Raw genomic sequence first — 14,851 nt, 5'->3', positions numbered from 1 at the left:
ACATAAAAAAACCCGGCAAGCCGGGTTTTTTGTCTTTCGCGAGACGCGATTATTTCTGCGGACGCATCGCCGGGAACAGGATCACGTCGCGGATGGTGTGGCTGTTGGTGAACAGCATGACCATACGGTCGATACCGATACCCAGACCAGCGGTCGGCGGCAGGCCGTGTTCCAGCGCGGTGACGTAGTCTTCGTCGTAGAACATCGCTTCGTCGTCGCCAGCGGCTTTCGCATCAACCTGATCCTGGAAGCGCTGCGCCTGATCTTCAGCGTCGTTCAGCTCGCTAAAGCCGTTACCGATCTCACGACCGCCGATGAAGAATTCAAAGCGGTCGGTGATTTCCGGGTTCTCATCGTTACGGCGCGCCAGCGGAGAAACTTCTGCCGGGTATTCGGTGATGAAGGTCGGCTGGATCAGGTGTGCTTCCGCCACTTCTTCGAAGATCTCGGTCACGATACGGCCCAGACCCCAGCTCTTCTCAACTTTAATGCCGATGGACTCAGCGATCGCTTTCGCGGAATCGAAGTTATCCAGATCCGCCATCTCGGTTTCCGGACGGTATTTCTTGATCGCTTCGCGCATGGTCAGTTTTTCGAACGGCTTGCCGAAGTCGAACACCTGGTCACCGTAAGGCACTGCGGTGTTACCGAGGATATCCTGCGCCAGGGTGCGGAACAGGGATTCGGTCAGCTCGATCAGATCTTTGTAATCCGCGTACGCCATATAGAGTTCCATCATGGTGAACTCTGGGTTATGACGAACGGAAATCCCTTCGTTACGGAAGTTACGGTTGATCTCGAAGACGCGTTCGAAGCCGCCAACCACCAGACGCTTGAGGTACAGTTCCGGCGCGATACGCAGGTACATGTCCAGATCCAGCGCATTGTGATGGGTGATGAACGGACGCGCGGAAGCGCCGCCCGGGATCACCTGCATCATCGGGGTTTCCACTTCCATAAAGCCGCGGCCAACCATGAACTGACGGATACCCGCCAGGATCTGCGAACGCACTTTGAAAGTATTGCGGGATTCATCGTTGGAGATCAGATCGAGGTAACGCTGACGATAGCGCGCTTCTTGATCCTGCAGGCCGTGGAATTTGTCCGGCAGCGGACGCAGGGCTTTGGTCAGCAGACGCAGCTCGGTACAGTGAATGGACAGCTCGCCGGTTTTGGTCTTGAACAGCTTACCGCGGGCGGCAATGATGTCGCCAAGATCCCATTTTTTGAACTGGTCGTTATAAACGCCTTCCGCCAGGTCATCACGCGCGACGTACAGCTGAATGCGGCCGCCAACGTCCTGCAGGGTAACGAAAGACGCTTTACCCATAATACGACGGGTCATCATGCGGCCAGCAACGGCCACTTCAACGTTCAGCGCTTCCAGCTCTTCGTTTTCTTTCGCATCGAAGTCAGCGTGCAGTTGGTCAGAGGTATGGTCACGACGGAAATCGTTCGGGAAAGCGACGCCCTGCTCACGCAGCGCGGCCAGCTTCTCACGGCGGGTTTTCAGTTCATTATTAAGGTCAATTGCCGCGTCAGCGCCCTGTGCTTGTTGTTCAGACATGTTGGTTCCTCATAACCCTGCTTTCAAACTTGCTTCGATAAATTGGTCCAGGCTGCCGTCGAGCACCGCCTGAGTGTTGCGGGTTTCCACCCCGGTACGCAGATCTTTAATACGCGAGTCGTCCAGCACGTAAGAGCGGATCTGGCTGCCCCAGCCGATGTCGGACTTGTTGTCTTCCATCGCCTGCTTCTCGGCATTTTTCTTCTGCATTTCCAGCTCATAAAGCTTCGCTTTCATCTGCTTCATGGCCTGGTCTTTGTTCTTGTGCTGCGAACGGTCGTTCTGGCACTGCGTCACCAACCCGGTCGGAATGTGGGTGATACGCACCGCGGATTCCGTACGGTTAACGTGCTGTCCACCGGCGCCGGATGCGCGATAAACGTCGATACGCAGATCGGCCGGGTTAATTTCGATATCGATATCGTCATCCACTTCCGGATAAACGAACGCCGAGCTAAAGGAGGTATGACGACGGCCGCCGGAATCGAACGGGCTTTTACGCACCAGGCGGTGAACACCGGTTTCCGTACGCAGCCAGCCATAGGCGTAATCGCCAATGATTTTGATGGTCACGGATTTAATGCCCGCGACTTCACCTTCGGATTCTTCGATGATTTCGGTCTTAAAGCCGCGTGCTTCCGCCCAGCGCAGGTACATGCGCGTCAGCATGCTGGCCCAGTCCTGGGCTTCGGTGCCGCCAGAACCGGCCTGAATGTCGAGGTAGCAATCGGCGCTGTCGTATTCGCCAGAGAACATGCGGCGGAACTCAAGCTGCGCCAGCTTCTCTTCCAGCCCGTCCAGCTCAGCAACCGCTTCGTTGAAGGTCTCTTCGTCTTCGGCTTCAACCGCCAGCTCCAGCAGACCAGCCACGTCTTCCAGCCCCTGGGACATCTGATCCAGGGTATCCACGATGGCTTCCAGGGAAGAACGCTCTTTACCCAGCGCCTGGGCGCGTTCAGGTTCGTTCCAGACGTCCGGCTGTTCCAGCTCGGCGTTTACTTCTTCGAGACGCTCTTTCTTGGCATCGTAGTCAAAGATACCCCCTAAGAACGTCGGAGCGCTCCGTGAGGTCCTGAATGCGGTTTTTTACCGGATTTATTTCAAACATGGTCGGTTTCTTTTAATGGATTTGTCAAAATGCGGTGATAAGAGCGGAATTCTACCGGATTCGCGCCCTTATTAATACACTGTTGTCAATTTGGCCAGAGGTGATCGATGATCAGCTGCAGGCTGCGGTTGCCGCGGAACTCGTTGATGTCGAGCTTGTAGGCTAACTGCACTTCGCGCACGCCGTTGTCCGGCCAAATGGAAGTATCAACGTTGAAAGCAATACCGTCCAGCAGCGGGCCGCCGCCAACCGGTTCGACCATCACTTTCAGGTGACGCTCGCCTACCAGCCGCTGCTGCAGCAGGCGGAAACGGCCATCAAACAGCGGTTCCGGGAACATCTGCCCCCATGGTCCGGCATCGCGCAGCATCTGCGCCACTTCCATGCTCATCTCCGCCGCTGCCAGCGGGCCATCGGAAACCACCTCGCCCTGCAATAATGCGGGATCCAGCCATTCGGTCACCAGCTCGCCGAAGCGCTGTTGAAACTCCTCAAAGCGCGCCTCTTCCAGCGATAAGCCCGCCGCCATCGCGTGGCCGCCGAACTTCAGGATCAGCCCCGGATAGAGCGTATCCAGGCGCTCCAGCGCATCGCGCATGTGCAGCCCCTGAATGGAGCGTCCGGAGCCTTTCAGCGTGCCGTCGCCGGTAGGGGCAAAAGCGATAACCGGGCGATGGAAGCGCTCCTTAATGCGTGATGCCAGAATGCCGACCACCCCCTGATGCCACTGCGGATGATACATCGCCAGCCCGCCGGGCAGGGTGTCGCTGCTGCGCTCCAGTTGCTGACACAGGGTCAGCGCTTCGGCCTGCATTCCCTGCTCAATCTCTTTGCGCGTCTGATTAAGCGCATCGAGCTCGTTGGCTAACACGCGCGCTTCGCCGATGTTATCGCACAGCAGCAGCGCGACGCCGACGGACATATCATCCAGCCGTCCCGCCGCGTTCAGGCGCGGCCCGAGGGCGAACCCAAGGTCGCTGGCCGCCAGTTTTTGCGGGTCGCGGTTGGAAATTTCCAGCAGCGCTTTAATGCCTGGGCGACATTTACCGGCGCGAATACGGCTTAATCCCTGCCAGGTCAGAATGCGGTTATTGGCATCCAGCGGCACGACGTCCGCGACGGTGCCAAGCGCCACCAGATCCAGCAGCTCAGCCAGGTTTGGCGCGGCGATACCGCGGGCGTCGAACCAGCCTTTATCGCGCAGGAAGGTACGCAGCGCCAGCATCAGATAGAACGCCACCCCGACCCCGGCCAGTGATTTCGAGGGGAAATCACACTCGCGCAGGTTAGGGTTAACGATGGCCTCGGCCGCCGGTAGCGTCTCGCCCGGCAGATGGTGATCGGTCACCAGCACCGGAATGCCCAGCGCATGGGCATGGTCGACGCCGGCATGTGACGAAATCCCGTTGTCGACGGTCATGATCATCTGCGCGCCACGGGCGTGCGCCTGATCGACCACTTCCGGGCTTAAGCCGTAGCCGTCTTCAAAACGGTTCGGCACCAGATAGGAGACGTTGCCGTAGCCCAGCGCACGTAAAGCGAGCACGCTGAGCGCGGTGCTGGTGGCGCCGTCGGCGTCAAAATCGCCGACCACGACAATGTGCAACCCATTCTCGAAAGCCTCATGCAGCATTTCAACCGCTTTTTCAACGCCGGTGAGCTGCGTCCACGGCAGCATGCCTTTGACGCTGCGCTCCAGCTCCTGCGCACTGCGCACCCCGCGGCTGGCGTACAGCCGCTGCAGCAGCGGCGGCAGGTCGGCGGGGAGAGCGACGCCGTCAACCGCCTCACGGCGGCGTAGTTGTATCTGTTGTTTCACGCGAATCAGTTACCGCTTGTCTGTTTTTTATGCTCGTCGAGGAACGCTTTCAGCTCTTTCGGCCCCTGATAGCCCGGCAACACCATACCGTTGCTGAGAACCATCGCCGGGGTGCCGTTGACGCCCATCTGCACGCCGAGGGTGTAATGTTTGGCGATATCCACATTGCAGCTTGCCGGCTGTACGCCTTTGCCGTTCATAGCGTCATCCAGCGCTTTGTTGCGATCTTTCGCGCACCAGATGGCTTTCATGTCCTGCTCGGCCTGGCTTTGCAGCCCCTGGCGCGGGAAGGCCAGATAGCGCACGGTAATGCCCAGCGCGTTGTAATCGCTCATCTGCTCGTGCAGTTTATGGCAGTAGCCGCAGGTGATATCGGTGAAGACGGTGATGACGTGCTGCTCCTTCGGCGCTTTATAGACAATCATCTCGTTGCTCAGCGCGTTCAGCTTACCGACCAGCAACTGGTTGGTGACGTTGACCGGCTGCGCGCCGCTCACATCGTACATCGGCCCCTGGATGATGTGTTTGCCATCGTCAGTGACGTACAGGACGCCGCTGTCGGTCAACACCGTGCTCATCCCGGAAACCGGCGACGGTTGGATATCGGTACTCTGCACACCCAGCTTCGCCAGCGACTGTTTGATCGCCGCGCTATCGGCATGCGCCGCGCCGGAAAGCGAGGCCGCCAGCAGAGTGAACATCAATAAACCTTTTTTCATACTCAGTCCTTTTGTTCAGCACTCACGCCCGCGGGTGGTGCTGTTGATGAAGTTGTCGCAGACGCTCGGTCGCCACGTGGGTGTAGATCTGCGTGGTGGAGAGATCGCTGTGTCCTAACAGCATCTGCACCACGCGCAGGTCGGCGCCGTGATTGAGCAAATGCGTGGCGAAGGCATGGCGTAATACGTGCGGGGAGAGCTTCGCGCTATCGATCCCCGCCAGGACGGCATAGTGTTTAATGCGGTGCCAGAAGGTCTGGCGCGTCATCTGCTGCGCGCGCTGGCTGGGAAATAAGACATCCGACGCCACGCCGTTCAGCAGCCACGGGCGACCGTATTCGAGGTAATTTTCCACCCACATTACCGCCTCTTCGCCCAGCGGCACCAGCCGTTCTTTGTTGCCTTTACCAATGACCCGCAACACGCCCTGACGCAGGCTGATATCGCTCATCGTCAGGCCAACCAGCTCCGAGACGCGCAGGCCGGTGGCATACAGTACCTCCAGCATCGCCTTATCGCGTAATTCCAGCGGTTGCTCCACCAGCGGCGCCTGCAGCAAGCGTTCAACCTGCGCCTCGCTGAGATCTTTCGGCAACCGCTGCGGCAGCTTCGGCGAAGCCAGCAGCGCGCTGGGATCGTCCGGGCGAATTTTCTCCCGATACAGATGCTGGAAGAACCGGCGCACGGCGCTGAGCAACCGCGCGGTGCTGGTGGCTTTGTAGCCGCCGGACTGCCGCTCGGCCAGCAGCGCCTGCAGATCGTCGCTGCCGACGCTTACCAGCGACAGGCCGCGATGGTGCAGCCACTCGACTAACATCGTCAGATCGCGACGGTAGGCGCTGAGCGTATTCTCCGCCAGATTCCGCTCCAGCCAAAGGGCATCGAGAAACTGTTCGATTTGTGCCAGATCCTGTTTCACATCGGCCTCTTTGTTCGTTATACGGTCTCATTATGCCTTAAGAGGCCGCCTTTCTGGTACACTGGGCGCAATTCACGGCAAGAATTGAGACGTTTACGCGATGAATATAGGTCTTTTTTACGGCTCCAGTACCTGCTACACCGAAATGGCTGCGGAGAAAATCCGCGATATCATCGGCCCCGAGCTGGTGACGCTGCACAATCTGAAAGACGATTCCCCCGCGCTGATGAGCCAGTACGACGTACTGATCCTCGGCATCCCGACCTGGGATTTCGGCGAAATTCAGGAAGACTGGGAGGCGGTCTGGGAGCAACTGGATACCCTGGACCTGGAAGGCAAAATCGTCGCGCTGTACGGCATGGGCGATCAGCTGGGCTATGGTGAATGGTTCCTTGACGCACTGGGCATGCTGCACGACAAGCTGGCGACCAAAGGCGTGAAATTTGTCGGCTACTGGCCAACCGAAGGCTATGAGTTCACCAGTCCAAAACCGGTTATCGCCGATGGCCAACTGTTCGTTGGCCTGGCGCTGGATGAAACCAACCAGTACGACCTGAGCGACGAGCGCATCCAGAGCTGGTGCGAGCAGATCCTTGGCGAAATGGCCGAACACTTCTCCTGACGCCGCTTACTCCTGCGCCGGTTTTTGCAGCACCAGCCGGCGCAAATCTCGCCATTCTCCGGCATCCATACTATCCGCCGCCAGCCACAGATGCTGTCCGCGCCGGGTATCGACATGGCGTAACCGCAGCAACATACCGCTATTGATGACCCACGGGGTCCCGAGGATCTCCCATTCGGCGTTTTGCCAGCGAAGACGGGAATCGGTGAGCAGTTTTATCTCTCCGCGACGGGCATGGATCCGCCGCTGGCTGCGCACGCAGTCAAATACCACCAGCGACAACAGCAGCAGCCAGATCGGGGTATAGCTCAGCGGCCAGGGGACCAGTAGCACCAGCGCCGCCACAACGCCGTGGAGCAGCAGGGAAAACCACTGCGCGCGCCAGGAGATACGGAGATCAGATTGCCACAGGACCACGTTCCCGATTCCGTGTCTGAATTAAGGTTACCATCCGCTGCAGCTCCGCATCGGCCGGTTTGCCGTGGTTCATCAGCCAGTTGAACAGATCCGGATCGTCATTTTCCAGCAGGCGAATGAACAGCTGTTTGTCAGCGTCGCTGAGGGTATCGTACTCATACTCAAAGAACGGCATGATGGAGATGTCGAGTTCGCGCATCCCGCGGCGGCATGCCCAGTGGATACGTGCTTTATTGTTAATGTCCATGTTGACCTTCCAGCAGCAAAATATAGGTTAGTTTAACCCGTTTTATGCCGTAACTTTACAGGAATATCGCTGAATGCGAGCATCATTCCATAAAAACCATAAAATAATGATGGGCTTATTGATTCCCTGCGTCAGGCGGCTGTCTCACGCCAGCGCACAAATGGCCTGTTGAAAGCACTTGCAATGCACTATAGCTCTTTTACCATTGGTCACACACACTGCGTTAAGCGATTCAGGATATGACTATGGCTTTTACACCTTTTCCTCCGCGTCAGCCTTCCTCTTCCGCTCGTCTGCCGTTAACGCTGATGACCCTGGATGACTGGGCGCTGGCGACGATTAGCGGGCCGGATAGCGAAAAATATCTGCAGGGCCAGATTACCGCCGATGTGAGCAGTCTCACCGATGCTCAGCATCTGCTTGCCGCCCACTGTGACGCCAAAGGCAAGATGTGGAGCAATCTGCGCGTGTTCCGCCGCGACGGCGGCTTCGCATGGATCGAGCGCCGCAGCCTGCGCGACGTACAGCTGACCGAACTGAAAAAATATGCCGTCTTCTCCAAAGTCACCATCGCCGCCAACGACGATCTGGTCCTGCTGGGGGTGGCCGGCTTCCAGGCGCGCGCCGCGCTGGCGCCGTTGTTCGCCGCCCTGCCCGACGCGGCCACCCCGGTGGTCAGCGAAGGCGCCACCAGCCTGCTGTGGTTTGACCATCCGGGCGAACGCTTCCTGCTGGTGACTGATGTCGACACCGCTAACCGCATTACCGACGCGCTGCGCGGCGAAGCGCAGCTCAACAACAGCCAGCAGTGGCTGGCGCTGAATATTGAAGCCGGTCTGCCGGTTATCGACAGCGCCAACAGTGCGCAGTTCATTCCTCAGGCCACCAACCTGCAGGCGCTGGGCGGTATCAGCTTCAGGAAAGGCTGCTACACCGGCCAGGAAATGGTCGCGCGGGCAAAATTCCGCGGCGCCAATAAACGCGCGCTGTGGACGCTGTCAGGGACCGCCAGCCGGGTGCCGGAAGCCGGGGAAGACCTGGAGCTGAAGATGGGCGATAACTGGCGCCGTACCGGTACGGTGCTTGCGGCGGTTCAGCTGGATGATGGCCGTCTACTGGTGCAGGTGGTAATGAATAACGATATGGAGCCGGACAGCGTGTTCCGCGTGCGCGACGATGCCGGCAGCCTGCGCATCGAACCGTTGCCCTATTCGCTGGAAGAAGAGTAGTAAGGCGTCATGATTCCCGGCTTGCGGCGCTTGCGCCTTAGCCGGGCTACCAGGCCGCATAATACCGTAGCCACGGTAAGCGTAGCGCCACCGTGGAATTTCCAGGTCGCAGAGTATCGTAGCCACGGTAAGCGTAGCGCCACCGTGGAAGTAATCAGAACGAGTCACCAAAAAGCCCCTGTTGGGGCTTTTTGTCAGTGTTGACCGATGTAAAGATAGATCGCCAGGAAGTGACACACGCTGCCGCCGAGCACGAAGCCGTGCCAGATAGCGTGGTTATAGGGAATGCGTTTGCAGACGTAGAAGATGACCCCTAGCGAGTACACCACCCCGCCGACCGCCAGCAGCGTTACGCCGCCCACCGCCAGCTTCACTGCCAGCTGATAGACCACGATAAGCGACAGCCAGCCCATGGTCAGATAAGTCACCAGCGACAGAATTTTAAAGCGGTGCGCGATGGTCAGCTTAAACAGGATCCCCAGCAGCGCCAGGCTCCAGATGACGATCATCAGCCCCTTCGCCAGCGGTGAATTCAACCCCACCAGCAAGAACGGCGTGTAGGTCCCGGCAATCAACAGGTAGATAGCGCAGTGGTCGAACTTTTTCAGCCACTGTTTCGCCCGCTGATGCGGGATAGCGTGATAGAGCGTGGAGGCGAGGAACAGCATAATCATGCTGCCGCCGTACAGGCTGTAGCTGGTGATCGCCGTCGCGCTGGCGTTCGTGTCTACCGCCTGTACCAGCAGCAACACGAGGCCAACAATACCGAACACCAGCCCGATCCCGTGACTGATACTGTTGGCAACTTCCTCTGCCAGAGAATATCCCTGAGTGATTAATGGTTTGCGCACCATATTTGACTCCGTGAAAACAAAAACGCTTTCATTGCCCACTTAGGGTAACTGAGAATGATTCCAGTGAACACCTGTTAGCTAAAATAAAACGATGTATATTTGTAAATACATTAAAATCATAATGTTACAATATTATTTCAACTAACAGCTGTGCTGATTTTATTTAAAGGCGTTTGAATTCAATAACATAAAACCGATCTTCCGCAGGATAGATTTCCATGATGACCTGCCGCAGTTGTTCGAGGGTCATATTCTCCTGCCGGGCATGCTGTTCAGTTAGCGTATCGAGCGTCACCGTCGAGGTGGCGGTCACGGCGATGGTGCAAAAATAGCCGTCATCTTCATAGCGCCCGACGCGCAGGACGTCACCCGGTTTAAAATGCGATTCCGCCGCATCGCGGATGGTAATCGTTTTGCGCCCGGCGAGGATGTCGTCCTGAAAGCGCTGAAAAAAGGTAATGTCATTGGCCTGCATGATATAATTCCGTCCTGGTCATTATGAATTGTGAGTTCGCCACTGTGAGTATGTTCTCCCACGCCGCTGTCGCCAGTCTCAATAATCTTGAGATGATGGTCTACCACTACGTCATTAAGAATCGTGACAAAGTGATGTACATGACCATCCGCGAACTGGCCGAAGCCGCCGGGGTCTCCACCACCACCGTGTTGCGCTTCTGCCGCAAACTGCAGTGCGAGGGCTACTCTGAATTTCGCGTACGCTTTAAATTATATCTTGAGCAGAATGAGCCTCAACAGGCAAATATCGGCGCCAGCGAAATAATGAGTTTTTTTAAAAGCGTCAATAATGACGAGTTCGATGCGTTACTCGAACAGGCGGTCGATATTATTCTCGCCTCCGAACGTATTATTTTCGTCGGTGCCGGCACCTCCGGCGCGCTGGCGAAATATGGCGCACGCTTCTTTTCCAACGTCGGTAAATTCAGCAACCATATTGACGACCCCTATTTTCCGGTAACCAATGATATGGCCCGTAACGCGCTGGCGATCGTGCTTTCCGTCTCCGGTGAAACCGAAGAGATCCTGCGCTTCGCCAGCCAGTTCAGCCTGCACCGCTGCAAGGTGATGTCGATTACCAGCCACGAACATTCGCGGCTGGCCAAACTGGCCGATTTCAATCTCTCGTGGCACGTGCCGCAGACGCGCATCGGCGGCGTCTACGATATTACGACGCAAATTCCGGTGATCTATATCCTTGAATCGCTGGGACGTAAATTAGCGCGCAAAATCAGCTAAAAATAACAGCCTGTTTTTTCGATGTAACATATTACGTTTGGCGGGATTTGTTATATCGTGACATTCAATTTCGCTTTGCTAGACTCAATCGCAATAGTTATTCAGAGAGATTAGCAAAGATGAAAAAATTGACTCTTCCAAAAGACTTTTTGTGGGGCGGCGCGGTCGCCGCGCATCAGGTTGAAGGCGGCTGGAATAAAGGCGGCAAAGGCCCGAGCATCTGCGACGTGCTGACTGGCGGGGCGCACGGCGTACCGCGCGAAATCACCCACCAGGTCGAAGCGGGTAAATATTACCCTAATCATGAAGCGGTCGATTTCTACGGCCACTATAAAGAAGACATCAAGCTGTTCGCCGAGATGGGCTTCAAGTGCTTCCGCACCTCAATCGCCTGGACCCGCATCTTCCCGCAGGGCGACGAGACCCAGCCGAATGAAGAAGGGCTGCAATTCTACGATGACATGTTCGATGAACTGCTGAAGTACAACATCGAGCCGGTTATCACCCTTTCCCACTTTGAAATGCCGCTGCATCTGGTACAGCAGTACGGCGGTTGGACCAACCGCAAAGTGGTCGATTTCTTTGTGCGCTTCGCCGAAGTGGTCTTCGAGCGCTATAAGCACAAAGTGAAATACTGGATGACCTTTAACGAGATCAATAACCAGCGTAACTGGCGCGCGCCGCTGTTCGGCTACTGCTGTTCCGGCGTGGTCTATACCGAGCATGAAAACCCGGAAGAGACCATGTACCAGGTGCTGCATCACCAGTTCGTCGCCAGCGCGCTGGCGGTGAAAGCGGCGCGGCGTATCAACCCGGACATGCAGGTCGGCTGCATGCTGGCGATGGTCGCCCTCTACCCCTACTCCTGCAAACCGGAAGATGTCATGTTCGCCCAGGAGTCGATGCGCGAACGCTACGTCTTTACCGATGTCCAGCTACGCGGTTACTACCCGAGCTATGTGTTGAATGAATGGGAACGCCGCGGCTTCAACATCAAGATGGAAGACGGCGATGCGCAGATCCTGCGCGAAGGCACCTGCGCCTATCTCGGCTTCAGCTACTACATGACCAACGCGGTGAAAGCCGAAGGCGGCACCGGTGATGCCATTTCCGGCTTCGAAGGCAGCGTGCCGAACCCGCACGTCAAAGCCTCCGACTGGGGCTGGCAGATTGACCCGGTTGGCCTGCGCTACGCTCTGTGCGAACTGTATGAGCGTTACCAGAAGCCGCTGTTTATCGTGGAAAACGGCTTTGGCGCCTACGACAAAGTCGAAGCTGACGGCAGCATCAACGATGACTACCGCATCGATTATCTGCGCGCCCACGTCGAAGAGATGATTAAAGCGGTGACTTATGACGGCGTCGATCTGATGGGCTATACCCCATGGGGCTGCATCGACTGCGTCTCCTTCACCACCGGCCAGTACAGCAAACGCTACGGCTTCATCTACGTCAATAAACACGACGACGGCACCGGCGATATGTCCCGCTCGCGCAAGAAGAGCTTTAACTGGTACAAAGCGGTTATCGCCAGCAACGGTGAGAATCTGTAACTGACCGCCCTCTCCCGGCCGGGAGGGGGCAAATCACTTATCCGCCAGACACTTCTTTACAGCTTTACCATTGCCAAAACGCGTTCGCCCGATAAGATAGGCCTCGTGAATATTTGAGGCAATCATGATTAAGCGACAACGCAAAGCCATTCTTTTTGTCCTCCTGGCCTGTCTGGTGGTGCTAACCTGCACCGCCCAGCGGATGGCCGGGATGCACGCGCTGGTCATGAACCTCACCGCCGACAGCCCGTCGCTACAGCAACATCAGGATAAGGCCGATGCGCCGGTTACATCGTGCGAGCTCAGCGCCAAGTCGCTGATGGCCGTTCCGCCGATGCTGTTTGAAGGGGCGCTGTTGGCTATCGCCCTGCTGCTGGCGGTGCTGGCGGCGATCCCGCCGCGTATCGAACGCCAGTGGCCTCCCCGCGTTATCTCCCCACCCCGATTGCGGGTGCATCTGCGATTATGCGTCTTCCGTGAGTGATTAATTCTCCTGACAGCTCAGGTTAATTTATTACTTACGGAGAAAATTTATGTTTATGGTATTCAGGCGACTGCTGGTCTGCCTGCTTTGGCTATGGCTGCCCGTCAGCCAGGCCGCCGACAGCGGCTGGCTGCGCGTCGCCGACAATCAACACGCCAGCGTGCGCCTGCGGGCGCAAAGCGAAAGCAATGGCGAAACCCGCCTGCTTTTAGACGTGGCGCTGGAAAAAGGCTGGAAAACCTACTGGCGTTCGCCGGGCGAAGGCGGTATCGCGCCGGCTATTGCCTGGCGCACGCCGCTGGAGGTGAACTGGCGCTGGCCGACGCCGCAACGCTTCGACGTCGCGGGTATTTCCACTCAGGGGTATCACGGCGACGTCAGCTTCCCGATGACCCTGCGCGGCAAAATACCGCCGACGCTTAGCGGCGTCCTGACGCTCTCTACCTGCAGCAATGTCTGCATTCTCACTGACTACCCCTTTGCGCTGGATATGACGACTGCGGCGGGGGAGCGATTTAATTACGATTTCACCCGCGCGATGGGCACGCTGCCCCTGCGCGACGGTCTCACCTCGGCGCTTAGCGCCAGCTACGTCAGCGGTAAGCTGACGGTAACCGCCCGCCGCGATGCCGGCTGGCAGCAGCCAGCGCTGTTTATCGACAGCATGGAGGATGTCGATTTCGGCAAGCCGAGTTTTACCAGCCGCGGCGATACGTTGATCGCCACCGTACCGGTCACCGATAGCTGGGGCGAAGCGGCGCCGGACCTAAGCGGCAAAACGCTGTCGCTGGTACTGGCCGATAGCGGCCAGGCGCAGGAAAGCCATATCGCCATCGCCGCCGGCAGTGCGGCGCCGGGGCTGGCCTTAGGCTGGGTGCTGCTGATGGCGCTGACCGGCGGGCTCATTCTCAACGTAATGCCCTGCGTGCTGCCGGTGCTGGCGATGAAGCTCGGCTCGCTGGTGCAAACCGAACGTCGCGAACGCGGCGCGGTGCGGCGACAGTTCCTCGCCTCGGTGTGCGGGATCGTCGCCTCTTTTCTGGCGCTGGCTTTGATGATGACGCTATTGCGTTTAGGTAATCAGGCGCTCGGCTGGGGGATCCAGTTCCAGAACCCGTGGTTTATCGGTGCGATGGCGCTGGTGATGGTGCTGTTCAGCGCCAGTTTGTTGGGGCTGTTCGAAATCCGTCTCTCCTCCAGCGCCAGTACCTTCCTCGCCACCCGCGGCGGCAACGGCTTAATGGGCCATTTCTGGCAGGGCGCCTTCGCCACTCTGCTGGCAACGCCCTGCACCGCGCCGTTCCTCGGCACCGCCGTGTCGGTGGCGCTGGTGGCGCCGCTGCCGCTGCTGTGGGGCATTTTCTTCGCCATGGGGATCGGCATGAGCCTGCCGTGGCTGCTGATCGTTGCCTGGCCGGGTCTGGCGCAACGTCTACCACGCCCGGGTCGCTGGATGAATCATCTGCGGGTGGTGCTGGGGTTGATGATGCTTGGTTCAGCGCTATGGCTGGTCAGTCTGCTGACAATCCACATCGGCCGCACGCCAGTGCTTACCCTGCTGGTGATTCTGGCCATCGCCCTGCTGCTGGCTACCGCCTGGCGCTACCGCTGGCGTACGGCGCTGCGCGCGAGCGCCCTGGCCATCGTAGCGGCGGGCACCGTCGCCTTTGTCGCCCAACAGGACGGCCAGGGCCCGCGCCGCGACCGGGTTAACTGGCAGCCGCTCAGCGAGCAGGCTATCGCTAACGCCCTTGCGGAGCATAAACGGGTATTTATTGATGTCACCGCCGACTGGTGCGTGACCTGTAAAGCCAATAAATACAACGTGCTGCTGCGCGATGACGTCCAGCGGGCGCTGTTAGCGCCAGACGTGGTCGCCTTACGCGGCGACTGGAGCCGCCCCTCCGCCGACATTAGTCAGTTTTTAACCGCTCGCGGCAGCGCCGCGGTGCCGTTTAACCAGATTTACGGACCGGGATTGCCGCAGGGACAGATTCTGCCTGCGCTGTTAGATCGCGAACACCTTCTCGCCACCCTGTCCGCCGCTAAAGGAAAATAA

General features: G+C 58.0%; 15 protein-coding genes. 6 read left to right on the top strand and 9 right to left on the bottom strand.

What is annotated here, in order from left to right:
* Nucleotides 1-49: 49 nt before the first annotated feature.
* From lysS to xerD, 5 genes are all read right to left on the bottom strand, one after another.
* Nucleotides 50-1,567: a lysine--tRNA ligase gene (gene lysS / locus CWM58_RS08310; protein WP_061153360.1), complete on the bottom strand. Its 1,518-nt coding sequence runs from the start codon at nucleotides 1,565-1,567 to the stop codon at nucleotides 50-52.
* Nucleotides 1,568-1,576: 9 nt separating this feature from the next.
* Nucleotides 1,577-2,675 (bottom strand): peptide chain release factor 2 gene (gene prfB / locus CWM58_RS08305; RefSeq protein ID WP_100631279.1). Its coding sequence is split into 2 segments (ribosomal slippage): nucleotides 1,577-2,599 and nucleotides 2,601-2,675, totalling 1,098 coding nucleotides; the frame shifts between segments, so codons are not numbered across the junction.
* Nucleotides 2,676-2,760: 85 nt separating this feature from the next.
* Nucleotides 2,761-4,494, bottom strand: a complete 1,734-nt coding sequence (recJ, locus tag CWM58_RS08300; RefSeq protein WP_100680715.1) for a single-stranded-DNA-specific exonuclease RecJ — start codon at nucleotides 4,492-4,494, stop codon at nucleotides 2,761-2,763.
* 5 nt (nucleotides 4,495-4,499) lie between these two features.
* On the bottom strand, nucleotides 4,500-5,213 hold the full coding sequence (gene dsbC / locus CWM58_RS08295; RefSeq protein WP_008806425.1) for a bifunctional protein-disulfide isomerase/oxidoreductase DsbC: 714 nt from the start codon (nucleotides 5,211-5,213) through the stop codon (nucleotides 4,500-4,502).
* Nucleotides 5,214-5,235: 22 nt separating this feature from the next.
* Nucleotides 5,236-6,132: a site-specific tyrosine recombinase XerD gene (gene xerD, locus CWM58_RS08290; RefSeq protein ID WP_043876074.1), complete on the bottom strand. Its 897-nt coding sequence runs from the start codon at nucleotides 6,130-6,132 to the stop codon at nucleotides 5,236-5,238.
* A 100-nt stretch (nucleotides 6,133-6,232) separates the two neighbouring features.
* Here xerD and fldB point away from each other — a divergent pair, with 100 nt between their 5' ends.
* A complete protein-coding gene (fldB, locus tag CWM58_RS08285) occupies nucleotides 6,233-6,754 on the top strand; it encodes a flavodoxin FldB (protein WP_008806427.1) in 522 nt (173 codons plus the stop codon).
* A gap of 6 nt (nucleotides 6,755-6,760) precedes the next feature.
* Here fldB and CWM58_RS08280 read toward each other — a convergent pair whose 3' ends face one another.
* Nucleotides 6,761-7,171, bottom strand: a complete 411-nt coding sequence (locus CWM58_RS08280) for a protein YgfX (RefSeq protein WP_002916310.1) — start codon at nucleotides 7,169-7,171, stop codon at nucleotides 6,761-6,763.
* On the bottom strand, nucleotides 7,152-7,418 hold the full coding sequence (gene sdhE / locus CWM58_RS08275) for an FAD assembly factor SdhE (RefSeq protein WP_002916312.1): 267 nt from the start codon (nucleotides 7,416-7,418) through the stop codon (nucleotides 7,152-7,154). Before sdhE ends, CWM58_RS08280 begins: the two co-directional genes overlap by 20 nt.
* 245 nt (nucleotides 7,419-7,663) lie before the next feature.
* On the opposite strand from sdhE, the gene ygfZ reads away from it, so the two are divergent.
* The gene (gene ygfZ, locus CWM58_RS08270) at nucleotides 7,664-8,647 is read left to right on the top strand and encodes a tRNA-modifying protein YgfZ (RefSeq protein WP_061153357.1); all 984 of its coding nucleotides are present in this window, start codon (nucleotides 7,664-7,666) and stop codon (nucleotides 8,645-8,647) included.
* Nucleotides 8,648-8,841: 194 nt separating this feature from the next.
* Here ygfZ and trhA read toward each other — a convergent pair whose 3' ends face one another.
* Nucleotides 8,842-9,501: a PAQR family membrane homeostasis protein TrhA gene (gene trhA / locus CWM58_RS08265; RefSeq protein WP_061153356.1), complete on the bottom strand. Its 660-nt coding sequence runs from the start codon at nucleotides 9,499-9,501 to the stop codon at nucleotides 8,842-8,844.
* A gap of 163 nt (nucleotides 9,502-9,664) precedes the next feature.
* Nucleotides 9,665-9,976 (bottom strand): N(4)-acetylcytidine aminohydrolase, encoded by a 312-nt coding sequence (gene yqfB, locus CWM58_RS08260; protein ID WP_061153355.1) that lies wholly within the window; start codon nucleotides 9,974-9,976, stop codon nucleotides 9,665-9,667.
* Between the two features lie 50 nt (nucleotides 9,977-10,026).
* Between yqfB and CWM58_RS08255 the strand changes: the two genes are divergently transcribed.
* The 4 genes from CWM58_RS08255 to CWM58_RS08240 all read left to right on the top strand — a co-directional run bounded on the left by CWM58_RS08255 (nucleotide 10,027) and on the right by CWM58_RS08240 (nucleotide 14,851).
* On the top strand, nucleotides 10,027-10,755 hold the full coding sequence (locus tag CWM58_RS08255) for a MurR/RpiR family transcriptional regulator (RefSeq protein WP_061156320.1): 729 nt from the start codon (nucleotides 10,027-10,029) through the stop codon (nucleotides 10,753-10,755).
* 119 nt (nucleotides 10,756-10,874) lie between these two features.
* Complete coding sequence (gene bglA / locus CWM58_RS08250; protein ID WP_061153354.1) at nucleotides 10,875-12,308, top strand: 6-phospho-beta-glucosidase BglA; 1,434 nt, start codon at nucleotides 10,875-10,877, stop codon at nucleotides 12,306-12,308.
* Nucleotides 12,309-12,432: 124 nt separating this feature from the next.
* Entirely contained in the window at nucleotides 12,433-12,792 is a 360-nt protein-coding gene (locus CWM58_RS08245) for a copper resistance protein (RefSeq protein ID WP_100680714.1), read from the top strand.
* Between the two features lie 49 nt (nucleotides 12,793-12,841).
* Nucleotides 12,842-14,851: a protein-disulfide reductase DsbD family protein gene (locus tag CWM58_RS08240; protein WP_100680713.1), complete on the top strand. Its 2,010-nt coding sequence runs from the start codon at nucleotides 12,842-12,844 to the stop codon at nucleotides 14,849-14,851.

This window comes from Klebsiella sp. H-Nf2, from assembly GCF_002806645.1.
In the GTDB taxonomy this organism is placed as follows: Bacteria; Pseudomonadota; Gammaproteobacteria; order Enterobacterales; family Enterobacteriaceae; genus Klebsiella; species Klebsiella variicola.
This window is presented reverse-complemented; position numbering and strand designations above follow the sequence as displayed.